Here is a 20,449-nt window from a genome sequence, read left to right as displayed (position 1 = left end):
ATGGTTCGTTCAGTCTGGAAAGGCCCGTTCGTCGAGGCGTCGCTGCTCAAGAAGGCAGATGCGGCGCGCGCGTCCGGCCGTCACGACGTCATCAAGATCTGGAGCCGCCGCTCGACCATCCTGCCGCAGTTCGTCGGCCTGACGTTCGGCGTCTACAACGGCCAGAAGCACGTGCCGGTGGCGATCAACGAAGAGATGGTCGGCCACAAGTTCGGCGAGTTCTCGCCGACCCGCACCTTCCACGGCCATTCGGGCGATAAGAAAGCCAAGAAGGCTTGAGGATTAAGCGATGAGCAAACCAAAGCGCGAACGGAGCCTCCCCGAAAACGAGGCCAAGGCTGTGGCCCGGATGCTTCGGGTGAGCCCGCAGAAGCTGAACCTGGTGGCGCAGATGATCCGCGGCCGCAAGGCGTCGGCCGCCCTCGCCGACCTGCAGTTCTCGCGCAAGCGGATTGCGGTCGACGTCAAGAAGTGCCTGGAATCGGCGATCGCCAATGCCGAGAACAATCACGAGCTCGAGGTCGACGATCTCGTCGTCTCGCAGGCTTTCGTCGGCAAGGGAATCGTGATGAAGCGTTTCTCGCCGCGCGGTCGTGGCCGTTCGGGCCGAGTTTTCAAACCGTTTTCGCAGCTGACGATCATTGTGCGTCAGGTCGAGGCGAGCGCTTAAAGCAGGCGCTGGGAGAATACGATGGGTCAAAAGATCAATCCGATCGGTCTGCGTCTCGGCATCAACCGGACCTGGGATTCGCGCTGGTTCGCTGGCAAGGCCGAGTACGGCAAGCTGCTGCATGAAGACGTCAAGATCCGCGAGATCCTGCACAAGGAGCTCAAGCAGGCGGCCGTCGCCCGCATCGTGATCGAGCGTCCGCACAAGAAGTGCCGCGTCACGATCCACTCGGCACGTCCGGGCGTCGTGATCGGCAAGAAGGGCGCGGACATCGACAAGCTGCGCAAGCGCGTCGCCGACATCACCTCGTCGGACGTCGTCATCAACATCGTCGAGATCCGCAAGCCGGAGCTCGATGCGACCCTGGTCGCCGAGTCGATCGCCCAGCAGCTCGAGCGCCGCGTCGCGTTCCGCCGCGCCATGAAGCGCGCCGTGCAGTCGGCGATGCGTCTCGGTGCCGAGGGCATCCGCATCAACTGCTCGGGTCGTCTGGGCGGCGCGGAAATCGCCCGCATGGAGTGGTATCGCGAGGGCCGGGTGCCGCTGCACACGCTGCGCGCCGACATCGACTACGGTGTGGCCACCGCGTTCACCACCTTCGGCACTTGCGGCGTGAAGGTCTGGATCTTCAAGGGCGAGATCCTCGAGCACGATCCGATGGCACAGGACAAGCGGATGAACGAAGGCGGCGGCGAGAGCTCGCAGCCCCGGTCGCGCCGCGACGCGGCCTGATCGATCAGCCGCGACAAGACAGGTTTGAGGGCTCAAAGCCATGATGCAACCAAAGAAGACCAAGTTCCGAAAGGCGCATAAGGGCCGTATTCACGGCGTTGCGTCCTCGGGCGCGACGCTGGCCTTCGGCCAGTTCGGGCTGAAGGCGATGGAGCCGGATCGCGTCACCGCGCGCCAGATCGAGGCCGCCCGTCGTGCCTTGACCCGTCACATGAAGCGCGCCGGCCGCGTCTGGATCCGCGTGTTCCCGGATCTCCCGGTGTCGAAGAAGCCGGCTGAAGTCCGCATGGGCTCCGGCAAGGGCTCGCCTGAATTGTGGGTGGCCCGCGTCAAGCCGGGCCGGGTGATGTTCGAGATCGACGGCGTGAGCAACCAGATCGCGCGCGAGGCGCTGCTGCTGGCGGCCGCCAAGCTGCCGATCAAGACGCGCTTCGTCGAGCGCATTGCGGAGTAATGGTCATGGCCGAGATGAAGATTGCCGACATTCGCGCGATGAGCCCCGATCAGATGGACGATGCGATCGTCAACCTGAAGAAGGAGCGCTTCAACCTGCGCTTCCAGCGTGCCACCGGGCAGCTGGAGAACACCGCGCGGCTGCGTGAGGCGCGCCGCGACATCGCCCGTATCAAGACCATCGCCGCGCAGCAGCGCGCCAAGACGAAGTAAGAGGCTCGACATGCCGAAACGGACCCTTCAGGGCGTCGTCGTCAGCGACAAGCAGGCCAAGACGATCGTTGTGCGCGTCGACCGGCGCTTCACCCACCCGATCTACAAGAAGACCATCCGCCGCTCGAAGAACTACCACGCCCACGACGAGAACAACGAGTTCAAGCCGGGCGACATGGTGTGGATCGAGGAGAGCAAGCCGATCTCGAAGCTCAAGCGCTGGACCGTGGTCCGGGGCGAGCACAAGAAAACCGCCTGAGGCGCGGACCGCGGCCCTCGTCGAAGAGGGCCCGTTTCGCTTTCGGGATCAAACAAGGCGCAGCTTTCCTGCGCAGCAGATGAAGAGGACGAGGTGCATCAATGATTCAGATGCAGACCAACCTCGACGTGGCCGATAATTCCGGCGCACGCCGTGTCATGTGTATCAAGGTGCTGGGCGGCTCGAAGCGCCGCTATGCCACCGTCGGCGACATCATCGTGGTGTCGATCAAGGAAGCCATTCCGCGTGGCAAGGTGAAGAAGGGCGACGTCATGAAAGCCGTCGTGGTGCGCGTCCGCAAGGACATCCGCCGCGCCGACGGCTCGGTGATCCGCTTCGACCGCAATGCGGCCGTCCTGATCAACAACCAGTCGGAGCCGGTCGGCACCCGTATCTTCGGGCCGGTGCCGCGCGAGCTGCGCGCCAAGAACCACATGAAGATCATTTCGCTTGCGCCGGAGGTGCTGTGATGGCTGCCAAGATCCGCAAGGGCGACAAGGTGATCGTCCTGACCGGTCGCGACAAGGGTCGCACCGGCGAGGTGTTCGAGGTGCGTCCCGACGAGGGGACGGCGCTGGTGCGGGGCATCAACCTGGTGAAGCGTCACCAGAAGCAGACCCAGAACCAGGAGGGCGGCATCATCAGCAAGGAGTCGCCGATCCAGCTGTCGAACGTCGCTTATGTCGGCAAGGACGGCAAGCCGACGCGCATCGGATTCAAGATTCAGGCGGACGGCAAGAAGGTCCGCGTTGCCAAGAGCTCGGGAGTTGAGATCGATGGCTGAGACTGCTTACACCCCGCGCCTCCGCACGGAATACGACCGCACGATCAAGAGCCAGCTGACCGAGAAGTTCGGCTACGCCAACGTCATGCAGGTGCCGCGGCTCGACAAGGTCGTGCTCAACATGGGCATCGGCGAGGCCGTGAACGACCGCAAGAAGGCGGAAACCGCCGCGGCCGACCTGTCGCTGATCGCCGGCCAGAAGGCGGTCGTGACCTATTCGCGCGTCGCCATCGCGACCTTCAAGCTGCGCGAGAACCAGCCGATCGGCTGCAAGGTCACCTTGCGCAAGACGAAGATGTACGAGTTCATCGACCGCCTGATCAACGTCGCGCTGCCGCGCGTCCGCGACTTCCGCGGCCTGAACCCGAAGAGCTTCGACGGCCGCGGCAACTATTCGCTCGGCATCAAGGAGCACATCATTTTCCCCGAGATCGACTTCGACAAGGCCGGGGAGAGCTGGGGCATGGACATCACGGTGTGCACCACCGCGACGACCGACGACGAGGCCCGTGCCCTTCTGACCGCATTCAATTTCCCGTTCCGGCAGTGAGCAGCTGACTTCAAGCTTCTCAAACGCGGATACCCAGGAGCCAAGCATGGCAAAGAAGAGTTCAATCGAGAAGAACAACCGGCGCAAGCGGATGGCGAAGAACGCCGCCCCGAAGCGCGCCCGGTTGAAGGCGATCATCGCCGACAAGTCCAGGCCGATGGAGGAGCGCTTTGCCGCGACCCTGAAGCTGGCCGAGATGCCGCGCAATTCGTCGGCGACTCGCATCCGCAACCGGTGCGAGCTGACGGGCCGGCCGCGGTCGAACTACCGCAAGAACAAGCTGAGCCGCATCGCGCTGCGCGAGCTCGGGTCCAAGGGCCTGGTTCCGGGCCTCGTGAAGTCGAGCTGGTAAGGAGGGTCGCACCATGTCAACGCACGATCCCATCAGCGATCTGATCACCCGCATCCGCAACGCGCAGATGCGCTCGAAGTCGAAGGTCTCGACGCCTGGCTCGAAGATGCGCGCCAGCGTGCTCGAGGTGCTGAAGTCCGAAGGCTACATCCGTGGCTATGCCACGCTGGAGCATCCGTCGGGCCGCAGCGAGATCGAGATCGAGCTGAAATATTTTGACGGCGAGCCCGTGATCCGCGAGATCGAGCGCGTCTCCAAGCCCGGCCGCCGCGTCTACACCTCGGTGAAGAACCTGCCGCGTGTGAACAACGGGCTCGGAATTTCTGTTTTGTCGACACCGAAGGGAATCATGGCCGACCACAGCGCGCGTGACGCGAATGTCGGCGGTGAAGTTCTCTTCACGGTGTTCTAAGAAGGATTGAGCCATGTCACGTATTGGCAAGAAGCCTGTGGCGGTGCCGTCCGGAGTGACGGCCTCCGTCGACGGACAGACCGTCAAGATGAAGGGGCCGAAGGGCCAGCTTCAGTTCATCGTTCATGACGACGTGGACGTGAAGTTCGAGAACGGCCAGGTCAAGGTTGCCCCGCGTTCCGAGACCAAGCGCGCCCGGTCGCTGTACGGCACCGCGCGCGCCCAGATCGCCAACCTGGTCGAAGGCGTGACCAAGGGCTTCGAGAAGAAGCTCGAGATCACCGGCGTCGGTTACCGCGCCGCGATGCAGGGCAAGAACCTGCAGCTCGCGCTCGGCTACAGCCACGATGTCGTCTACCAGATCCCGGAGGGCATCACCATCGCGGTGCCGAAGCCGACCGAGATCACGGTCACGGGCATCGACCCGCAGCGCGTCGGCCAGGTGGCCGCTGAAATCCGCGCCTACCGGCCGCCGGAGCCCTATAAGGGCAAGGGCGTGAAGTACGCGGGTGAATTCATCTTCCGCAAGGAAGGCAAGAAGAAGTAACGGAGCCGGACATGTCGAGAGCCAAGGTTACGAATGCCCGGCGCAAGCAGCGCGTGAGGCTGTCGCTGCGCCGCTCCGCCGGCGGCCGTCCGCGTCTGTCGGTGTTCCGCTCGTCGAAGCACATCTACGCTCAGGTCATCGACGATCAGAAGGGCGAGACGCTCGCCTCCGCGTCGTCGATGGAGAAGGAGATGCGCTCGGCCGGCAACACCGGTGCCGACATCGACGCGGCGAAGGCGGTGGGCAAGCTGCTCGCCGAGCGCGCGGTGAAGGCGGGAATCAAGGAAGTCGTGTTCGATCGCGGCGGCTATCTCTATCACGGGCGCGTCAAGGCGCTGGCCGACGCGGCGCGCGAGAGCGGGCTGAGCTTCTAACATCAATGGATATGGGCGTCAGAGCCCCTCAGAAGATTGGATAGCACCATGGCAGGTGAACGGGAACGAGGCGGTCGCGATCGCAAGGAGCGCGAGGAGCGCGACAGCGAGTTCGTCGACAAGCTCGTCCACATCAACCGAGTCGCGAAGGTCGTGAAGGGCGGTAAGCGCTTTGGCTTTGCGGCGCTCGTCGTGATCGGCGATCAGAAGGGCCGGGTCGGGTTCGGCCACGGCAAGGCACGTGAGGTTCCGGAGGCGATCCGCAAGGCGACCGACTCCGCCAAGCGCAACCTGACCCGGGTCGCGCTGCGCGAGGGCCGCACCCTGCACCACGACATCTTCGGTCGTCACGGCGCAGGTCGCGTCTATCTGCGTGCGGCTCCGGCCGGTACCGGCATCATCGCCGGCGGCCCGATGCGCGCCGTGTTCGAGACGCTGGGCATCCAGGACGTGGTGGCGAAGTCGATCGGCTCGTCCAACCCGTACAACATGGTGCGCGCGACCTTCAACGCGCTGAAGCACCAGGATAGCCCGCGCTCGGTCGCCGCGCGCCGCAACATCAAGGTGTCGACCCTGCAGGCCCGCCGCGTCGGTGGCGATGCCGAAGCCGCCGCCGACTAAGGTTGGGCCGACTAACGAACGCGCGCCGTCCGCTGGATGGCGCAACTCGGAGTGAACACGATGGCTAGCGCCAAGACGATCAAGATCGAGCAGATCGGCAGCCCGATCCGCCGGCATCACTCGCAGCGCGAGACGCTGATCGGGTTGAAGCTCAACAAGATCGGCCGCGTGACCGAGCTGCCGGATACGCCGGCGGTCCGCGGCATGATCACCAAGGTTCATCATCTCGTCCGCATCGTCGACGAGAAGTAAGGAGAAGGGCGATGAAGCTCAGCGATATCGCCGACAACGCCGGCGCGCGCAAGAAGCGCATGCGCGTCGGCCGCGGCATCGGCTCCGGCAAGGGCAAGACCTCGGGCCGTGGCGGCAAGGGCCAGACCGCGCGCTCCGGCGTGCGCATCAAGGGCTTCGAGGGCGGTCAGATGCCGATGCATCGCCGTCTGCCGAAGCGCGGCTTCAACAACATCTTCGCGCTCGATTTCGTCGAGATCAATCTCGACCGGATCCAGCAGGCGATCGATGCCAAGAAGCTGGACGCCGGCAGCGTGATCAACGCCGAGTCCCTCGTGAAGTCCGGTGCGCTGCGCCGCGCCAAGGACGGCGTGCGCCTGCTCGGCCGCGGCGAGCTCAAGGCCAAGATCAACATCGAGGTGCATGGCGCCTCGAAGTCGGCGATTGCGGCGGTCGAGAAGGCCGGCGGCACCGTCAAGCTCCTGGCGCCAGCCAAGGACGAAGGCGAGGCGGCGTAACATCTGCGTCATTGCCCTGCCGCCGGCGCATGCCGGAGAGGGCAGGGCAATGGACAGAACGCGCCCGCGCACCAGATAATATCCGGCGTCTGCCCAGCCCTGCGAGCCCTCGCGGGGCCCAGTGCGGTGAAGAAGGGCGGCGGGAGAAAGCTAGATATGGCCTCAGCAGCGGAACAACTGGCGGCAAACCTCAATTTCGGCGCGCTTGCGAAGGCCGATGAGCTGAAGAAGCGCATCTGGTTCACCCTCGGCGCGCTGCTGGTCTACCGCCTCGGCACCTACATTCCGCTGCCGGGCATCGACCCGAACATCTGGGACTCGGTGTTCCGCACGCAGGCCGGCGGCATTCTCGGCATGTTCAACATGTTCGCCGGCGGCGGCATCCACCGCATGGCGATCTTCGCGCTGAATATCATGCCGTACATCTCGGCATCGATCATCATTCAGTTGCTCACCACCGTCTCGCCCCAGCTCGAAGCCCTCAAGAAAGAGGGTGAGGCTGGCCGCAAGATGTTGAATCAATACACCCGCTATCTGACGGTGATTCTTGCTGCCGTGCAGTCCTACGGCATCGCCGTCGGCCTCGAAGGCGCGGGCAACGTCGTCGCCGATCCCGGCCTGTTCTTCCGCCTCTCCACCGCGATCACGCTGACCGGCGGCACCATGTTCCTGATGTGGCTCGGTGAGCAGATCACCTCGCGCGGCATCGGCAACGGCATCTCGCTGATCATCCTGTCCGGCATCGTGGCCGAGCTGCCCTCGGCGCTTGCCAACATGCTCGAGCTCGGCCGCCAGGGCGCGCTGTCGACCGGCCTGATCCTGATCGTCATCGTGATGGCCGTCGCCGTGATCGCCTTCATCGTGTTCGTGGAGCGCGCCCAGCGCCGGCTCCTGATCCAGTATCCGAAGCGCCAGGTCGGCAACAAGATGTTCGAGGGCCAGTCCTCGCATCTGCCGCTGAAGCTGAACACCTCGGGCGTGATCCCGCCGATCTTTGCCTCGTCGCTGCTGCTGCTGCCGACCACGGTCGCCAATTTCAACGCCGGCAAGGGACCCGAGTGGTTCCAGTGGATCACGACGCAGCTCGGTCATGGCCGGCCGCTGTTCCTGGTGCTGTATCTGGCGCTGATTCTGTTCTTTGCCTTCTTCTACACCGCGATCGTGTTCAACCCGACCGAGACCGCCGACAACCTGAAGAAGCATGGCGGATTCATCCCCGGCATCAGGCCAGGCGAGCGCACCGCGGAATATATCGATTACGTGCTGTCGCGGATCACCGTGCTCGGCGCCATCTATCTGGCGATCGTGTGTCTGATCCCGGAAATTCTGATTTCCTACGCTTCCGTCCCGTTCTACTTTGGTGGCACTTCGCTTCTGATCGTGGTCAGCGTTACGATGGATACCGTGGCGCAGGTTCAGGGTTATCTGCTCGCCCATCAGTATGAGGGGCTGATCAGGAAGTCGAAGCTGCGGGGGCGCCGCCGCGGATAGCGGCGGATCGCGGCCCGGGAACCACCAAGCCAAGAACAAGGTGTGCGGGAGGGTCGCTCACCGTGTGCCGGGGGGCGAAATTCGATGAGACTCATTCTTCTGGGGCCGCCCGGTTCGGGCAAGGGAACGCAGGCGCAGCGCCTGGTGCAGCAATATGGCATCGTTCAGCTGTCGACCGGCGACATGCTGCGTGCCGCGGTGGCGGCGCAGACGCCGATCGGGCTGAAGGCCAAGGACATCATGGCGGCGGGTGGCCTTGTCCCGGACGAGGTCGTGGTCGGCATCATTGCCGACCGGATCGAGCAGCCGGACGCCGCCAATGGTTTCATCCTCGATGGCTTCCCGCGCACGGTGCCGCAGGCGGAGGCGCTGGATGCGCTGCTGAAGCAGAAGCAGATGAAGCTCGACGCGGTGATCGAACTCCGGGTCAATGAAGGCGTGCTGCTTGAGCGCGTCGAGCGCCGGGCCGCCGAGACCCGCTCGCGCGGCGAGGCTGTGCGGGCCGATGATACGCCGGAGGTCCTGACCAAGCGCCTAGCCAGCTACCGCGACCAGACCGAGCCCCTGATCCACTATTATTCGGACCATCGGATGCTGGCGACCGTCGACGGCATGATGCCGATCGAGCAGGTCACCGAGGAGATCGGACGGATCCTGGCCGCCGTTGGCAAGTCCAGCGGGAGCCGGGCGGCCAAAAAGGCGAACCCGGCCAAGCGCAGTGCCAAGGCTCGGGGCAAGACCGCGCCGGCAAAATCGGCCAGAAAGGCTCCGAGGGCGCCTGCACCGGCGAAAAAGGCCGCAAAGACAGCAAAAAAGGCCGCAAAGACTGCGAAAAAGGGAGCAAAAGCGGCCCCCAAGAAAGCCTCCAAGGCTGCGAAGAAGGCCCCCAAGCCCGCTGCCAAGGCGACCCGGGGAACCCGGAAAACCTCTGCAAAGGCTGCAAAAAAGCGCGCCAAGAGGTGACCGAATCTTGTAGGGGCGGTTGACGACCGCCGTGTGAATCCATTAATAAGCCCGCATCCAAGTCGGATGGTTTTCCAAAGATGCCGGGCCCCACGAATCGAGGGGTGGGCGTCTTGTTCGCGTTTGCGGACACCTGCCCGAGATAGCGAGAACGAAGGCCGGTCCATCCTGGGATCGGTGACAGGAGAGAAGTCCGTGGCCCGTATTGCCGGTGTCAACATCCCGACCAACAAGCGCGTCCTGATCGCGCTCCAGTATATCCATGGCATCGGCCCGAAGATCGCGGGCGAGATCATTGACAAGGTCAAGATTGCCGAGGATCGCCGCGTCAACCAGCTGAGCGACCAGGAAGTCCTGCAGATCCGCGAAATCATCGACCGCGACTATGTTGTCGAGGGCGACCTGCGGCGCGAGACCGGCATCAACATCAAGCGTCTGATGGACCTCGGCTGCTATCGCGGCCTGCGCCATCGTCGTGGCCTGCCGGTGCGCGGCCAGCGCACCCACACCAATGCGCGCACGCGCAAGGGGCCGGCCAAGGCGATCGCCGGCAAGAAGAAGTAATTTGGCGAATTGCTGATAGCGGGTGGCGAGTAGGGGCAATCCCTATTCGCTACTCGCTATTCACCATTCGCCTTTCTGGTGTAGCCGCTGGCACTACGGCGGCGTTGAGATCTCGAGAAAGGTACTTATATGGCCAAGGAAGCCGCACGTGTCCGCCGTCGTGAGCGCAAGAACATCGCCTCCGGCGTCGCCCACGTGAATTCGTCGTTCAACAACACCACCATCACCATCACCGACGCGCAGGGCAACACCATTGCCTGGTCGTCGGCCGGCACGATGGGGTTCAAGGGATCGCGCAAGTCGACCCCGTATGCCGCGCAGGTCGCGGCGGAGGACGTGTCCAAGAAGGCTCAGGAACACGGCATGCGCACCCTCGAGGTCGAGGTTGCCGGCCCGGGTTCCGGCCGTGAATCGGCGCTCCGTGCGCTGCAGGCTGCGGGTTTCACCGTCACCTCGATCCGCGACGTGACGACGATCCCGCACAATGGTTGCCGCCCACGCAAGCGTCGGCGCGTCTAATCTGAAAGAGGCGGACAGCATGTCCGCCTCGTCGTGCTTTTGAGACATTTCGACTGCCGCGATCTGAAGCGCGGTTCTCCAACGCCAGTCAGTCAGATCCCATGACTGGCCCATGGGTGAAACAGTGACGATCCAGAAGAATTGGCAAGAATTGATTCGGCCGAACAAGCTCCAGGTCACGCCGGGCTCCGACGCGACCCGTTTCGCCACCGTGGTTGCCGAGCCGCTGGAGCGCGGTTTCGGGCAGACGCTCGGCAATGCGCTGCGCCGCATCCTGCTGTCGTCGCTGCAGGGCGCCGCCGTGCAGTCGGTGCACATCGACGGCGTGCTGCACGAGTTCTCCTCGATCGCTGGTGTCCGCGAGGACGTCACCGACATCGTGCTGAACATCAAGGACATCGCGATCAAGATGCAGGGCGAAGGCCCGAAGCGGATGGTCGTGAAGAAGCAGGGCCCGGGCGCCGTCACCGCCGGCGATATCCAGACCGTCGGCGACATCGTGGTGCTCAACCCTGACCTGCAGCTCTGCACGCTGGACGAGGGCGCAGAGATCCGCATGGAGTTCACGGTCGCCACCGGAAAGGGCTACGTCGCCGCCGATCGCAACCGCCCCGAGGACGCCCCGATCGGCCTGATCCCGGTCGACAGCCTGTTCTCTCCGGTCCGCAAGGTCTCCTACAAGGTCGAGAACACCCGCGAGGGCCAGATCCTCGACTACGACAAGCTGACCATGACGATCGAGACCAACGGCGCGATCACGCCGGAGGACGCGGTGGCCTATGCCGCCCGCATCCTGCAGGACCAGCTCAACGTCTTCGTCAACTTCGAAGAGCCGCGCAAGGAAGTCGCCCAGGAGATCATCCCGGACCTCGCCTTCAACCCGGCCTTCCTCAAGAAGGTGGACGAGCTCGAGCTGTCGGTACGTTCGGCGAACTGCCTGAAGAACGACAACATCGTCTACATCGGCGACCTCGTGCAGAAGTCGGAAGCGGAAATGCTGCGCACCCCGAACTTCGGCCGCAAGTCGCTGAACGAGATCAAGGAAGTGCTGGCCCAGATGGGTCTGCATCTCGGCATGGAAGTGCCGGGCTGGCCGCCGGAGAACATCGACGAGCTGGCCAAGCGCTTCGAGGATCACTACTGAGCATTCGTCATTCCGGGGCGCCTCGAAGAGGCGACCCCGGAATCTCGAGATTCCGGGTTCGATGCTGCGCATCGCCCCGGAATGACGTCCATCACTCGGGCGAACGCAGGCAGCCCACCTGAGCAACATGTCCGACGAACCGTCGCGGCAGATAGAAATGAAGGACTAAGACAATGCGTCACGGCAAGGTTCATCGGAAGCTCAACCGCACCGCCGAGCATCGCAAGGCGATGTTCGCCAACATGTGCGCAGCGCTGATCAAGCACGAGCAGATCGTCACCACGCTGCCGAAGGCCAAGGAGCTGCGGCCGATCGTCGAGAAGCTCGTCACCCTCGGCAAGAAGGGCGGTCTCGCTTTGCGTCGCCAGGCGATCGCCGAGATGCGCGATGTCGACCAGGTCAAGAAGCTGTTCGACGTCCTGGCACCCCGCTACAAGGACCGCAACGGCGGCTACACCCGCATCATCAAGGCCGGCTTCCGCTACGGCGACAACGCCGCGATGGCCGTGATCGAGTTCGTCGATCGCGACGTCGATGCCAAGGGCCTGGATTCCGGCCCGGTGCAGGAGACCTCGGAAGCCGCGTAAGCGGATCTGGTCAAGATTTTCAAAGCGGCGCCTTCGGGCGCCGTTTTCGTTTTGCAGGCGTGTTTGGTCGCGGCTTGGCGGTCAGGTCGTCGATCGGAAGCGTGATCGTTCGGAGTGTCACGTATGAGTGCGGCAGAGCTGCACATCGTGTACGAGCCTGATGAGGACGGCACCGGCAAGATCGTGGCCACCGCCAAGACGGGCGCCTTCGCCGCGCAGGGTGAGGCATGGTTCGGTCGCAACCTGGAATCTTTCCTTGGGCGACTGCGCGCCTATCCGCTGTCGTCGCAGACGCCGCCGACGATCGACGGGGGATATTGGGATGGCAAAGGCGTCCTCGTGCAATGGCTGATCCGGATCACCATCAAGCCATACGATCTCGCGGCCGGTTGCTCGTACATGCCGAGCTAGCGTCGGACGCGCGGAGGGGACGGATGGTCTGCACAACTGCGCCTCGATCCGCTTCCTGACCGAATATGCACTCGTCGAACGTTTCGCGACCGAGCTGGCGCAGGTCCTGAACGGCAAGCGCGAAGCGGCTATCCTGATAGGGACCACGAGCTGACAACCACGGCGCCTTCGGGCGCCGTCTTATTTCGAGGATCAGCTCTGCGCGCGGCGCGTTGAGTGTCGGCGCGCGACGCCCCACATCCGTTCCTTCAGCACAACGGAGAGCTGCTCATGTACATCGACCTTTCAGGAAAAACTGCGCTCGTCACCGGGTCCACCGCCGGCATCGGCTTCGCCATTGCCAAGGGATTGGCCGCCTCGGGCGCCGAGGTCGTCCTGAACGGCCGGACCACCGACCGTGTCGATGCGGCCGTCGCGAAGCTGAAGCAGGCGGTTCCGGCGGCGAAGCTGCGCGGCGTCGCCGGCGATGTCGCTCAGATCGGCGGCTGCAACGCCATCGTCACCGCGCTGCCCGAGGTCGACATTCTCGTCAACAATGCCGGCATCTTCGAGCCGAAGGAGTTCTTCGACATTCCCGACGAGGACTGGAGCCGCTTCTTCGAGATCAACGTCATGTCCGGCGTGCGCATGGCGCGCGCCTACATGCAGGGCATGCTGAAGCGCAACTGGGGGCGCATCATCTTCATCTCCTCGGAGTCGGCGGTGAACATCCCGACCGAGATGATCCATTACGGCATGACCAAGACCGCGCAGCTCGCGGTCTCCCGCGGCCTCGCCAAACTGACCCGCGGCACCGGCGTGACCGTCAATGCAGTGCTGCCGGGACCGACGATGTCGGAAGGCGTCGAGACCTTCGTCAAGGATCTCGCCCGTCAGAACGGCCAGTCGGAGGAGGAGGCGGCCTCGTCTTTCGTCAAGCAGCACCGGCCGGCCTCGCTGCTGCAGCGCTTCGCCGGTGTCGACGAGATCGCCAACATGGTCGTCTACGCCGCCTCCAAGCAGGCCTCCGCCACGAACGGCGCCGCGCTGCGCGCCGAGGGCGGCATCCTCGACACCATCGCCTGAGGCCGGCCATGGCGGCTTACGTCATCTCCGAGGTCGAGGTGCGCGACATCGAGGCGATGGAACGCTATCGCACCCGCGCGGCGCACTCGATCGCGCAATATGGCGGGCGCTATCTGGTCCGCGGCGGGACCTCCGAGACGGTCGAAGGCGGCCCGCCGGCCAAGACCCTCATTATCGTCGAGTTCCCGTCGATAGCCCGGCTGCGAGAATGGTATGCGTCGGCCGAATACGCCGACGCCCTGGGCGAGCGCTGGAAGGCGCTGGACCGCCGGCTGATTTTCGTCGAGGGTGCTGCACCTGCGTAGAAAACGGACTCTGTTGCGCCCATGCTGACCATCACCCCCCGCCGCAGGCGTTGGCTCAAGCTGACCTCGGCGCGGTGGCAGCGGCGGGTGCTGTTCGTGGCCGGCGGCCTGGTGGTGGGCGCGGCGGCGGTGGCGCTGGCGGAGCTCGCCGACCTGGCCCAGCTCGCCTTCAACTGGCTGCTGTCGAAATCACGCTACGCCTCACTGATCGTGACGCCCGCCGGCTTCGCGCTGTCGGTCTATCTGACCCAGCGCTTCTTCCCGAACGCGCAAGGCAGCGGCATCCCGCAGGCCATCGCCGCGCGCCACCTGACGGACACGAGCGCGCGCAGCCCGCTGGTGTCGATCCGCATCGCCATCGGCAAGGTGCTGCTGACCCTGCTCGGGCTGCTGTGCGGCGGCTCGGTCGGCCGCGAGGGGCCGACCGTGCAGGTCGGCGCCTCCATCATGTTCGCGCTCGGCCGGCTGTCGCCGCGGCGGCAGCCGGGCTTGATCCTGGCCGGCGCCGCCGCCGGGGTCGCGGCCGCCTTCAACACGCCGCTGGCCGGCATCGTGTTCGGCATCGAGGAGATGAGCCGTGCCTTCGAGACACGGACCTCGAGCCTCGTCATCGCCACCGTGATCGCCGCTGGCCTGACCTCGCTGGCCCTGATGGGCAACTACGCCTATTTCGGCACGACGCCGATCGCGCTCGGCAAGGGCATCGACTGGCTGGCGGTGCCCGTCTGCGGGGTCTTGGGCGGTGCCGCCGGCGGCCTGTTCAGCCGCATCCTGATCACGATGGCGCGCGGGCTGCCCGGGGCATCCGGCCGGCTCATCAAGCGCCACCCGCTGCCGTTCGCGCTCGCCTGCGGCTTTGCCGTCGCGCTGTGCGGGCTGGCGTCAGGCGATACCATCTACGGCACCGGCTATGCCCAGGTGAAAGGGGCGCTGGAGACCGGCACGCCGCTGCCGGGCGATTTCGGCGTGCTGAAATTCCTCGCCACCACCTTTGCCGCGATCAGCGGCATTCCTGGCGGCATCTTCGCGCCGTCGCTCGCAGTCGGGGCGGGTATCGGCGCCAACGTCGCCAGCCTGTTCCAGCAGTCGCTACTGGCGCCGATCATGCTGCTCGGCATGGTCGCCTATTTCGCCGGCGTCGTGCAGGCGCCGATCACCGCCTTCGTCATCGTCACCGAGATGACCGACAACCACGCCATGGTGGTGCCGCTGATGATGGCCTCGCTGATCGCCTACGGCACCTCGCGTCTGATCTGCGAGGAGGGGCTCTATCACGCTCTCGCCAAGGGCTTCGTCGCCCGAGCTGAGACCAAGGCTGAGGCCGCGCAGGAGTCGAAGCAGGCCACAGCGCCGTCCTGACCAAGCGCTCATCCACCATGTTCGGAGCGCGCCGATAACGGCTGTCGGTTCAATCGCTTGATGGCAGATCCTGAGATCTGCCATCGGCTCGAAAGGGCTGCCGGCGGCCCCGTTGCCGGCGCCGCCGCGCAAGGTTCGTCGGCCTACTTCCTGAACGGATCCGGCCGCATCAGGAGCCGGCCGGAGATCGAGTTCGGCACCTCGTAGGGCGAGCCGATCGACAGCACGTGGCTCAGCGCGATCAGCCGGTTCGGCAGCTTGGCCGGCGGCGGTGTCTGGAACGAATAGGACGTCGGGTTGTGGCACAGGAAGCAGTTCAGCACGTTCTTGATCGGCGTGTTGTCGGCGTTCTGCACGAAGGTCTCGGCGGTGGCGTTGGCGAGATTGACCGAGCCGACCGCGCTGGTCTGGTTGCTGTTCAGGTTGTACGAGTTGGGGAGCATCCAGACGGTGCCGTCGAGGCTGTAGCTCGCGAACGTCGATTGCGGGCCCTTCAGGCCGGAGAGAAAGCCCTGGGCTTGCACCGTGATCGCGAAGATGTTGCCGACGCCGTTGGGCTGGTTCTCGCCGCCGGTCTGGTTCTCGAGCACGACGTTGGTCACCGGCGTCAGCTTCTGGGTCGCCGGATCGAGCCGCAACTGCGGCCGGTTGGCGCCGGGCAGCGCCGCGATGTTGACCTGCGAGAACGGCGTGCGGCCCTTGTAGAGCGTGTAGCTCTTCGGATCGGAGCGGCTTGCCGATGGCGCAAAGGTGTTGTCCGGCGTCTGCGGCGAGTTGTTCTTCAGCTCGAACGTGCCCCACAGGAATTCGGGGTGGTTCTCGGTGTAGCCGACCACGTGCAAGCCGATCAGCGCCACGGTCACCGTGACGAACTTGCCGGGCGTCGGGCGGATCGTGATCAGGCCGGGGGTGACGTTGTTCTCCAGCACCGGCACCTGTGCCTGGGTCGTATAGGCGCCCGCAGGCGGTGCCTGCCCGGGGTCGAGCCGCAGCCACGTCGCCTTGAACACCGCATCGCCCACGGCGAAGGAGGAATCTGCCGGCTGGCTCTGGTAGCCGCCGGTCGCGATCAGGTTCTTGCGCGCCGTGTTGAAATAGCCCTGGTTCATGTGGACCGAGGCGTAGACGGGATAGCCGTTCTGCGCGACCAGCATGTTGCCGTCGGCTTCGACGATGGCGCCGGCACCTTCGGTGAAGCCGGCCGTGCCGTGGAAGACCTGGGCGCGGGCCGCCAGCGTCAGCGGGCGCTGCCGTGGTGCGCCGGCATTCTCGGCGTTGCCGAGCAGCTCGTCGGGCGTCGCCAAGGTCATGAACCGCGGCACGGCGGCGCCGGAGCCCGAGTCCTTCACCAGCGCTGTCGCCCAGACGAACGCCTCCCACGACCATTGATGGAAATTGCAGTCCGGCGTCGGGATGGTCTTGGTGTCGGAGGTGGGGAAGGCGGCGTCCGGCTTGAGATAATTGCCCAGTCCCTCCGACCAGCCGAAGGCCGGGCAGTTCTTCGCCGGCGGCGGAGCAGCGCTGGCGGGGTTGAGAGCGCCGGCAAGGCCGCTCGCGGTGACGGTCGTCGCGAAAGTGAGCATGAGCCACTGAATCGTCTTCATGGCCGGTCTCCATTGATGTGCGCGCTGGGACGGGCCGATGGTCGCCGCCATGCGTCGCAAATGATTGTTAAAAATGATTCATTCAAAAGTAGTGCGCGGCGAACATGCACCCAAAGGTGAGATTTGCAAGACCGGCAGCTCACGCAGTCCGCAATTTTTTTCGGACGCCCCTCGCGGCAGTGGAATGCGGCTCGCGGCAGCATTCGTCTTCACCAGCCGACACGGGCTGCAGTGTGAGCGCAGGCACGGTTGACACCACGGATCGCGTGCATCCTGGCGGCCGTTCGCTGGAGAAGTGCGGACAATGAGGTCTTCACGCCGGTGGACAGCAACCACAGGAGAGTGAAATGAAGTCCATCATGGCCGCTGCGTTGCTGCTCGCGTTGACGTCGGGCGCAAGCCTTGCGGGCACGCCGCTGATCGATGCACGGCAGCACAACCAGTCACATCGCATCTACAACGGCATCGCGAGCGGACGGCTGACCTATCCGGAGGCGCAGCAGCTCGTCCGCGGTCAGATCCACGTCCAGAAGCTGGAAAACAAGGCCAAGGCGGACGGCGTGGTGACGCCGTTCGAGCGTGCCCGCATCAACGTCGCGCAATCCGTGCAGGGCGCGCGCATCTTCTGGAAGAAGCACAATTAGCCGCGCACGGTAGCTCGCTGTGGCAAAGCGCCGCTTCGGCGGCGCTTTGCCACCACGTGATGCGGCGGCGCCGCTCACACCAGCGCGGCTGCGACGCCGGCCAGGGCGCTGAACGTGACCACGACGAGCGGCGGCGCGCGCCAGGCGACCAAGAGGACAAAGCCGACCAGCGCGATGCCAAAATCCGCGGCGTTGTGGACGGTGGTCGTCCAGACCGGGTCGTACAGGGCCGCTCCCAGCGCACCGACGACCGCAGCGTTGACGCCCCGCATCGTCGCCTGGGTGCCGGCGCGCTTGCGGAGCGAGTCCCAGAACGGCAGCGCGGCGAGCAGGACCAGCATGCCCGGAAGGAAGATGCCGAGGAGACCGAGCGCGGCCCCGACGATCCCATGCGGCTCCGGAACGACAACGGTGCCGAGATAGGCGGCGAAGGTGAAGAGCGGGCCCGGGACGGCCTGCGCGGCGCCGTAGCCGGCGAGAAAGGCGTCGTCGCTCAGCCAGCCAGGTCCGACGAAGGCCTCGCGCAGCAGCGGCAGCACGACATGTCCACCGCCGAACACCAGCGCGCCGGAGCGATAGAAGGCATCGAACAAGGCGACGCCGGTCGATCCCGTCACGCCGCGCAGCAGCGGAAGTCCCGCCAACAGGATGGCGAACATGGCGAGCGCAACCAGCCCCACGGTCCGCGACACCGGGATCGCGACGTGTCCGGACGGCGCCGCCTCGCCGCGGCAGAGCCACAGACCGGCGAGGCCGCCGAGAACGATCGCTCCGATCTGGGCGAGCGAGGCGGTGCTGAATAGGATGACGAGGGTTGCGGCGACCGCGATCGAGGCGCGCGTCCGGTCGGGACAGAGCGTGCGCGCCATGCCCCAGACCGCCTGCGCGACGATGGCGACCGCGGTCAGCTTCAGTCCGTGCAGCAGGCCGTCGCCGACCGGACCACTCAATTGGCCGGCACCATAGGCGAACAGGACGAGAATCGCGGCCGATGGCAGGGTGAAGCCGGTCCAGGCGGCGAGCGCGCCGAGATAGCCGGCCCGCATCAGCCCGATGGAGAAGCCGACCTGGCTGCTGGCGGGGCCGGGCAGGAACTGGCACAGCCCGACCAGATCGGCATAGGCATGCTCGTCGATCCACTTCCGCCTGACGACGAACTCGTCGCGGAAGTAGCCGATATGGGCGATCGGACCGCCGAAGCAGGTCAGGCCGAGCGTGAAGAAGATCCGCAGAACCTCGAGCGGAGATCCGGAGCGCCCGCCGTGATCGGCGGGCGGGTTGGTCGCGGACTTCAGGCTGCTCACGGACGTTCGTTCCAGGCGCGAGGAGGTTCCTATCGGCTTTCGTTAAGGGGAAACGGGACCGTCGGCCAGTCTCGATCGCTCATGGCCGCTGATCGGACCGCGCGTCGGCTGCCGGCCATCTTATGCCTTCGATCGGCGGGATGGTGGGGCACGGCGCCACCGCGATCTCGCGCGCGGGGAGACCGCGGGGGCGCCTTTGCCCATTGTTGCCTGTTAGTTAGCTCCATCCCTCCAGCACGATCTTGCCGCGGGAGGTGTTGCTCTCGATCAACGCGTGCGCGCGCTTGAGGTTGGCCGCGTTGATGGTGCCGTAATTGTCGCCAAGGGTGGTGCGGATCACGCCCTTGTCGATCAGGTCGGACACGTCGTTGAGCAGATGGTGCTGCGCGATCATGTCGGCTGTCGTGAAAGATGAGCGCGTGAACATCGATTCCCAGTGGATGGAGATCGCCTTGCCCTTGAAGGCGGCGAGCGAGAACTCGGCGGGATCGTCGATCAGGCCGAACTTGCCCTGCGGCGTCATGAAGTCGGCGATTGCCTTGTAGTGCTGGTCGCTGTGGGTGAGGCTCGCGATGAGCGCGACCGGCGGCAGCTTCAGCGCGTCGATCTGCTCCTTCATCGGCTTGCCGTGGTCGATGACGGCATGGGCGCCGAGCGACAGGCACCAGTCGCGGGATTCCGGGCGGTTCGCGGTGGCGAGCACCGTCAGGCCGGTGAGGCGGCGCGCAAGCTGGATCAGGATCGAGCCGACGCCACCGGCCGCACCCGTGATCAGCAAGGTGCGGTCATCGAGGCTCTTGCCGGGGACGGCGCCGAGCCGGTCGAACAGCAGCTCCCATGCGGTGATCGAGGTGAGGGGCAGGGCGGCGGCTTCGGCGAACGACAGGCTCTTCGGCTTGCGGCCGACGATGCGCTCGTCGACCAGATGGAATTCGGCATTGGTGCCCTGGCGCAGGATCGAGCCGGCGTAGAACACCTCGTCACCGGGCTTGAACAGGCTCACGTCCGGGCCGATAGCCTCGACCACGCCAGCGGCGTCATAGCCCAGGATCTTGGTTTCGCCGGCGGGCGGTGCGGCGCGCTTGCGCACCTTGGTGTCGACCGGATTGACCGACACCGCTTTCACGGCGACGCGGATGTCGCGTCCCTTCGGCTCGGGTTTGGCGGTCTCGAGATCGAAGAGCGCGCGGTCCTCGGTGATGGGCAGCGACTGCTGGTATCCGACGGCCTTCATGAACAGCCTCCTGGTTGGCTTGGCGATAGGATCTGTTTGTCCTGCTGGCGCCAGTTCAGCAAGTACTGTAAAAATGGGGAACTAGTCCCCGTTTGGATACTATTGGGCCAACACGCGATGAAACGGAAGAATTTCACCCGCCGTCCCGGCTGCGCGGTCGAAGCCACGCTCGATCTGATCGACGGCAAGTGGAAGGGCGTGATCCTCTACCACCTGCAGGGTGGCAGCCAGCGCTTCGGCGAGCTGCGCCGGCTGATGCCCGGCATCACCCAGCGCATGTTGACCAAGCAGCTGCGTGCGCTGGAGGAGGACGGGCTAGTCGTCCGCAAGGTCTATGCCGAGGTGCCGCCGCGCGTCGAATACAGCCTGTCCGAGGTCGGCGAGAGCCTGCGGCCGGTGATCGAGGTTCTCAGAAGCTGGGGCGAGCGGCACCAGGAACGGCTGTCCTGCGCGCCCGTTGCAGAGACCATCAAATCGCCGCATCAGGCCGCCTGAGCTTGGCCGCACCGGCCGTTCCGCTTATATCGAAACCGTCATTT

General features: G+C 65.1%; 31 protein-coding genes. 28 read left to right on the top strand and 3 right to left on the bottom strand.

The features are described from left to right. From rpsS to ACQR1E_RS04995, 26 genes are all read left to right on the top strand, one after another. Positions 1-279: a 30S ribosomal protein S19 gene (gene rpsS, locus ACQR1E_RS05120; protein WP_006611842.1), complete on the top strand. Its 279-nt coding sequence runs from the start codon at positions 1-3 to the stop codon at positions 277-279. Positions 280-289: 10 nt separating this feature from the next. Continuing rightward, a complete protein-coding gene (gene rplV, locus ACQR1E_RS05115; RefSeq protein WP_315714562.1) occupies positions 290-670 on the top strand; it encodes a 50S ribosomal protein L22 in 381 nt (126 codons plus the stop codon). A gap of 21 nt (positions 671-691) precedes the next feature. Further along, positions 692-1,402 (top strand): 30S ribosomal protein S3, encoded by a 711-nt coding sequence (gene rpsC, locus ACQR1E_RS05110; protein ID WP_012045041.1) that lies wholly within the window; start codon positions 692-694, stop codon positions 1,400-1,402. Between the two features lie 40 nt (positions 1,403-1,442). Next, entirely contained in the window at positions 1,443-1,856 is a 414-nt protein-coding gene (rplP, locus tag ACQR1E_RS05105; protein ID WP_008963467.1) for a 50S ribosomal protein L16, read from the top strand. Between the two features lie 5 nt (positions 1,857-1,861). Beyond that, on the top strand, positions 1,862-2,068 hold the full coding sequence (rpmC, locus tag ACQR1E_RS05100; RefSeq protein ID WP_006611846.1) for a 50S ribosomal protein L29: 207 nt from the start codon (positions 1,862-1,864) through the stop codon (positions 2,066-2,068). Between the two features lie 10 nt (positions 2,069-2,078). Then, positions 2,079-2,327, top strand: coding sequence for a 30S ribosomal protein S17 (rpsQ, locus tag ACQR1E_RS05095; RefSeq protein WP_212358258.1), 249 nt, complete (start codon positions 2,079-2,081; stop codon positions 2,325-2,327). Between the two features lie 101 nt (positions 2,328-2,428). Beyond that, positions 2,429-2,797, top strand: a complete 369-nt coding sequence (gene rplN, locus ACQR1E_RS05090) for a 50S ribosomal protein L14 (protein ID WP_006611848.1) — start codon at positions 2,429-2,431, stop codon at positions 2,795-2,797. Continuing rightward, entirely contained in the window at positions 2,797-3,111 is a 315-nt protein-coding gene (gene rplX / locus ACQR1E_RS05085) for a 50S ribosomal protein L24 (protein WP_315714561.1), read from the top strand. The genes rplN and rplX overlap by 1 nt, the downstream gene beginning before the upstream one ends. Further along, on the top strand, positions 3,104-3,661 hold the full coding sequence (gene rplE, locus ACQR1E_RS05080) for a 50S ribosomal protein L5 (protein WP_172108070.1): 558 nt from the start codon (positions 3,104-3,106) through the stop codon (positions 3,659-3,661). Before rplX ends, rplE begins: the two co-directional genes overlap by 8 nt. Before the next feature lie 46 nt (positions 3,662-3,707). Further along, entirely contained in the window at positions 3,708-4,013 is a 306-nt protein-coding gene (gene rpsN, locus ACQR1E_RS05075; protein WP_434896747.1) for a 30S ribosomal protein S14, read from the top strand. 13 nt (positions 4,014-4,026) lie between these two features. Beyond that, positions 4,027-4,425, top strand: coding sequence for a 30S ribosomal protein S8 (rpsH, locus tag ACQR1E_RS05070; protein ID WP_315714559.1), 399 nt, complete (start codon positions 4,027-4,029; stop codon positions 4,423-4,425). Positions 4,426-4,438: 13 nt separating this feature from the next. Beyond that, complete coding sequence (rplF, locus tag ACQR1E_RS05065) at positions 4,439-4,972, top strand: 50S ribosomal protein L6 (protein ID WP_315714558.1); 534 nt, start codon at positions 4,439-4,441, stop codon at positions 4,970-4,972. A gap of 11 nt (positions 4,973-4,983) precedes the next feature. Continuing rightward, positions 4,984-5,346 carry a 50S ribosomal protein L18 gene (gene rplR, locus ACQR1E_RS05060; RefSeq protein WP_006611854.1) on the top strand — a complete coding sequence of 121 codons (363 nt, stop codon included), beginning with the start codon at positions 4,984-4,986 and terminating at the stop codon, positions 5,344-5,346. A 48-nt stretch (positions 5,347-5,394) separates the two neighbouring features. Beyond that, complete coding sequence (rpsE, locus tag ACQR1E_RS05055; RefSeq protein WP_006611855.1) at positions 5,395-5,967, top strand: 30S ribosomal protein S5; 573 nt, start codon at positions 5,395-5,397, stop codon at positions 5,965-5,967. A gap of 60 nt (positions 5,968-6,027) precedes the next feature. Then, complete coding sequence (rpmD, locus tag ACQR1E_RS05050; RefSeq protein ID WP_006611856.1) at positions 6,028-6,219, top strand: 50S ribosomal protein L30; 192 nt, start codon at positions 6,028-6,030, stop codon at positions 6,217-6,219. An 11-nt stretch (positions 6,220-6,230) separates the two neighbouring features. Further along, complete coding sequence (gene rplO / locus ACQR1E_RS05045) at positions 6,231-6,716, top strand: 50S ribosomal protein L15 (RefSeq protein ID WP_009031841.1); 486 nt, start codon at positions 6,231-6,233, stop codon at positions 6,714-6,716. A 156-nt stretch (positions 6,717-6,872) separates the two neighbouring features. Then, the gene (gene secY, locus ACQR1E_RS05040; RefSeq protein ID WP_315714557.1) at positions 6,873-8,207 is read left to right on the top strand and encodes a preprotein translocase subunit SecY; all 1,335 of its coding nucleotides are present in this window, start codon (positions 6,873-6,875) and stop codon (positions 8,205-8,207) included. An 84-nt stretch (positions 8,208-8,291) separates the two neighbouring features. Further along, on the top strand, positions 8,292-9,170 hold the full coding sequence (locus ACQR1E_RS05035; protein ID WP_434896773.1) for an adenylate kinase: 879 nt from the start codon (positions 8,292-8,294) through the stop codon (positions 9,168-9,170). A gap of 195 nt (positions 9,171-9,365) precedes the next feature. Beyond that, positions 9,366-9,734 (top strand): 30S ribosomal protein S13, encoded by a 369-nt coding sequence (gene rpsM / locus ACQR1E_RS05030; RefSeq protein ID WP_315714555.1) that lies wholly within the window; start codon positions 9,366-9,368, stop codon positions 9,732-9,734. A gap of 129 nt (positions 9,735-9,863) precedes the next feature. After that, the gene (gene rpsK, locus ACQR1E_RS05025) at positions 9,864-10,253 is read left to right on the top strand and encodes a 30S ribosomal protein S11 (RefSeq protein WP_006611861.1); all 390 of its coding nucleotides are present in this window, start codon (positions 9,864-9,866) and stop codon (positions 10,251-10,253) included. A gap of 112 nt (positions 10,254-10,365) precedes the next feature. Beyond that, complete coding sequence (locus ACQR1E_RS05020) at positions 10,366-11,397, top strand: DNA-directed RNA polymerase subunit alpha (protein ID WP_315714554.1); 1,032 nt, start codon at positions 10,366-10,368, stop codon at positions 11,395-11,397. Between the two features lie 173 nt (positions 11,398-11,570). Then, positions 11,571-11,984: a 50S ribosomal protein L17 gene (rplQ, locus tag ACQR1E_RS05015; protein WP_315754213.1), complete on the top strand. Its 414-nt coding sequence runs from the start codon at positions 11,571-11,573 to the stop codon at positions 11,982-11,984. Positions 11,985-12,107: 123 nt separating this feature from the next. Then, entirely contained in the window at positions 12,108-12,395 is a 288-nt protein-coding gene (locus ACQR1E_RS05010) for a hypothetical protein (protein WP_434896746.1), read from the top strand. A gap of 270 nt (positions 12,396-12,665) precedes the next feature. Then, complete coding sequence (locus tag ACQR1E_RS05005) at positions 12,666-13,460, top strand: SDR family NAD(P)-dependent oxidoreductase (RefSeq protein ID WP_434896745.1); 795 nt, start codon at positions 12,666-12,668, stop codon at positions 13,458-13,460. 8 nt (positions 13,461-13,468) lie between these two features. Then, a complete protein-coding gene (locus ACQR1E_RS05000; RefSeq protein ID WP_434896744.1) occupies positions 13,469-13,765 on the top strand; it encodes a DUF1330 domain-containing protein in 297 nt (98 codons plus the stop codon). A 21-nt stretch (positions 13,766-13,786) separates the two neighbouring features. Next, the gene (locus ACQR1E_RS04995; protein ID WP_315714550.1) at positions 13,787-15,124 is read left to right on the top strand and encodes a chloride channel protein; all 1,338 of its coding nucleotides are present in this window, start codon (positions 13,787-13,789) and stop codon (positions 15,122-15,124) included. A gap of 143 nt (positions 15,125-15,267) precedes the next feature. On the opposite strand, the gene ACQR1E_RS04990 is transcribed toward ACQR1E_RS04995, so the two are convergent. Continuing rightward, complete coding sequence (locus tag ACQR1E_RS04990) at positions 15,268-16,728, bottom strand: hypothetical protein (RefSeq protein WP_434896743.1); 1,461 nt, start codon at positions 16,726-16,728, stop codon at positions 15,268-15,270. A gap of 347 nt (positions 16,729-17,075) precedes the next feature. Here ACQR1E_RS04990 and ACQR1E_RS04985 point away from each other — a divergent pair, with 347 nt between their 5' ends. Beyond that, entirely contained in the window at positions 17,076-17,372 is a 297-nt protein-coding gene (locus tag ACQR1E_RS04985) for a hypothetical protein (protein ID WP_315749624.1), read from the top strand. Between the two features lie 74 nt (positions 17,373-17,446). Here ACQR1E_RS04985 and chrA read toward each other — a convergent pair whose 3' ends face one another. Together chrA and ACQR1E_RS04975 are read right to left on the bottom strand one after the other, a co-directional pair. Continuing rightward, a complete protein-coding gene (gene chrA / locus ACQR1E_RS04980) occupies positions 17,447-18,676 on the bottom strand; it encodes a chromate efflux transporter (RefSeq protein WP_434896742.1) in 1,230 nt (409 codons plus the stop codon). Between the two features lie 217 nt (positions 18,677-18,893). Continuing rightward, positions 18,894-19,910 carry a zinc-binding alcohol dehydrogenase family protein gene (locus ACQR1E_RS04975; protein WP_315827339.1) on the bottom strand — a complete coding sequence of 339 codons (1,017 nt, stop codon included), beginning with the start codon at positions 19,908-19,910 and terminating at the stop codon, positions 18,894-18,896. Between the two features lie 117 nt (positions 19,911-20,027). Between ACQR1E_RS04975 and ACQR1E_RS04970 the strand changes: the two genes are divergently transcribed. After that, positions 20,028-20,405 (top strand): winged helix-turn-helix transcriptional regulator, encoded by a 378-nt coding sequence (locus ACQR1E_RS04970; RefSeq protein WP_315714545.1) that lies wholly within the window; start codon positions 20,028-20,030, stop codon positions 20,403-20,405. The last annotated feature ends 44 nt before the right edge of the window (positions 20,406-20,449 follow it).

This window comes from Bradyrhizobium sp. HKCCYLRH1030 (genome assembly GCF_051168395.1).
Taxonomy (GTDB): domain Bacteria; phylum Pseudomonadota; class Alphaproteobacteria; order Rhizobiales; family Xanthobacteraceae; genus Bradyrhizobium.
The sequence above is the reverse complement of the archived record's forward strand: the minus strand, read 5'-3'. Positions and strand labels throughout refer to the sequence as shown.

What these genes read in the sequence shown, in the direction of transcription:
- rpsS (WP_006611842.1), top strand. Translation starts at nt 1, where the DNA reads ATGGTTCGTTCAGTCTGGAAAGGCCCGTTCGTCGAGGCGTCGCTGCTC.
- rplV (WP_315714562.1), top strand. Translation starts at nt 290, where the DNA reads ATGAGCAAACCAAAGCGCGAACGGAGCCTCCCCGAAAACGAGGCCAAG.
- rpsC (WP_012045041.1), top strand. Translation starts at nt 692, where the DNA reads ATGGGTCAAAAGATCAATCCGATCGGTCTGCGTCTCGGCATCAACCGG.
- rplP (WP_008963467.1), top strand. Translation starts at nt 1,443, where the DNA reads ATGATGCAACCAAAGAAGACCAAGTTCCGAAAGGCGCATAAGGGCCGT.
- rpmC (WP_006611846.1), top strand. Translation starts at nt 1,862, where the DNA reads ATGGCCGAGATGAAGATTGCCGACATTCGCGCGATGAGCCCCGATCAG.
- rpsQ (WP_212358258.1), top strand. Translation starts at nt 2,079, where the DNA reads ATGCCGAAACGGACCCTTCAGGGCGTCGTCGTCAGCGACAAGCAGGCC.
- rplN (WP_006611848.1), top strand. Translation starts at nt 2,429, where the DNA reads ATGATTCAGATGCAGACCAACCTCGACGTGGCCGATAATTCCGGCGCA.
- rplX (WP_315714561.1), top strand. Translation starts at nt 2,797, where the DNA reads ATGGCTGCCAAGATCCGCAAGGGCGACAAGGTGATCGTCCTGACCGGT.
- rplE (WP_172108070.1), top strand. Translation starts at nt 3,104, where the DNA reads ATGGCTGAGACTGCTTACACCCCGCGCCTCCGCACGGAATACGACCGC.
- rpsN (WP_434896747.1), top strand. Translation starts at nt 3,708, where the DNA reads ATGGCAAAGAAGAGTTCAATCGAGAAGAACAACCGGCGCAAGCGGATG.
- rpsH (WP_315714559.1), top strand. Translation starts at nt 4,027, where the DNA reads ATGTCAACGCACGATCCCATCAGCGATCTGATCACCCGCATCCGCAAC.
- rplF (WP_315714558.1), top strand. Translation starts at nt 4,439, where the DNA reads ATGTCACGTATTGGCAAGAAGCCTGTGGCGGTGCCGTCCGGAGTGACG.
- rplR (WP_006611854.1), top strand. Translation starts at nt 4,984, where the DNA reads ATGTCGAGAGCCAAGGTTACGAATGCCCGGCGCAAGCAGCGCGTGAGG.
- rpsE (WP_006611855.1), top strand. Translation starts at nt 5,395, where the DNA reads ATGGCAGGTGAACGGGAACGAGGCGGTCGCGATCGCAAGGAGCGCGAG.
- rpmD (WP_006611856.1), top strand. Translation starts at nt 6,028, where the DNA reads ATGGCTAGCGCCAAGACGATCAAGATCGAGCAGATCGGCAGCCCGATC.
- rplO (WP_009031841.1), top strand. Translation starts at nt 6,231, where the DNA reads ATGAAGCTCAGCGATATCGCCGACAACGCCGGCGCGCGCAAGAAGCGC.
- secY (WP_315714557.1), top strand. Translation starts at nt 6,873, where the DNA reads ATGGCCTCAGCAGCGGAACAACTGGCGGCAAACCTCAATTTCGGCGCG.
- ACQR1E_RS05035 (WP_434896773.1), top strand. Translation starts at nt 8,292, where the DNA reads ATGAGACTCATTCTTCTGGGGCCGCCCGGTTCGGGCAAGGGAACGCAG.
- rpsK (WP_006611861.1), top strand. Translation starts at nt 9,864, where the DNA reads ATGGCCAAGGAAGCCGCACGTGTCCGCCGTCGTGAGCGCAAGAACATC.
- ACQR1E_RS05020 (WP_315714554.1), top strand. Translation starts at nt 10,366, where the DNA reads ATGGGTGAAACAGTGACGATCCAGAAGAATTGGCAAGAATTGATTCGG.
- rplQ (WP_315754213.1), top strand. Translation starts at nt 11,571, where the DNA reads ATGCGTCACGGCAAGGTTCATCGGAAGCTCAACCGCACCGCCGAGCAT.
- ACQR1E_RS05010 (WP_434896746.1), top strand. Translation starts at nt 12,108, where the DNA reads ATGAGTGCGGCAGAGCTGCACATCGTGTACGAGCCTGATGAGGACGGC.
- ACQR1E_RS05005 (WP_434896745.1), top strand. Translation starts at nt 12,666, where the DNA reads ATGTACATCGACCTTTCAGGAAAAACTGCGCTCGTCACCGGGTCCACC.
- ACQR1E_RS05000 (WP_434896744.1), top strand. Translation starts at nt 13,469, where the DNA reads ATGGCGGCTTACGTCATCTCCGAGGTCGAGGTGCGCGACATCGAGGCG.
- ACQR1E_RS04995 (WP_315714550.1), top strand. Translation starts at nt 13,787, where the DNA reads ATGCTGACCATCACCCCCCGCCGCAGGCGTTGGCTCAAGCTGACCTCG.
- ACQR1E_RS04990 (WP_434896743.1), bottom strand. Translation starts at nt 16,728, where the DNA reads ATGAAGACGATTCAGTGGCTCATGCTCACTTTCGCGACGACCGTCACC.
- ACQR1E_RS04985 (WP_315749624.1), top strand. Translation starts at nt 17,076, where the DNA reads ATGAAGTCCATCATGGCCGCTGCGTTGCTGCTCGCGTTGACGTCGGGC.
- ACQR1E_RS04975 (WP_315827339.1), bottom strand. Translation starts at nt 19,910, where the DNA reads ATGAAGGCCGTCGGATACCAGCAGTCGCTGCCCATCACCGAGGACCGC.
- ACQR1E_RS04970 (WP_315714545.1), top strand. Translation starts at nt 20,028, where the DNA reads ATGAAACGGAAGAATTTCACCCGCCGTCCCGGCTGCGCGGTCGAAGCC.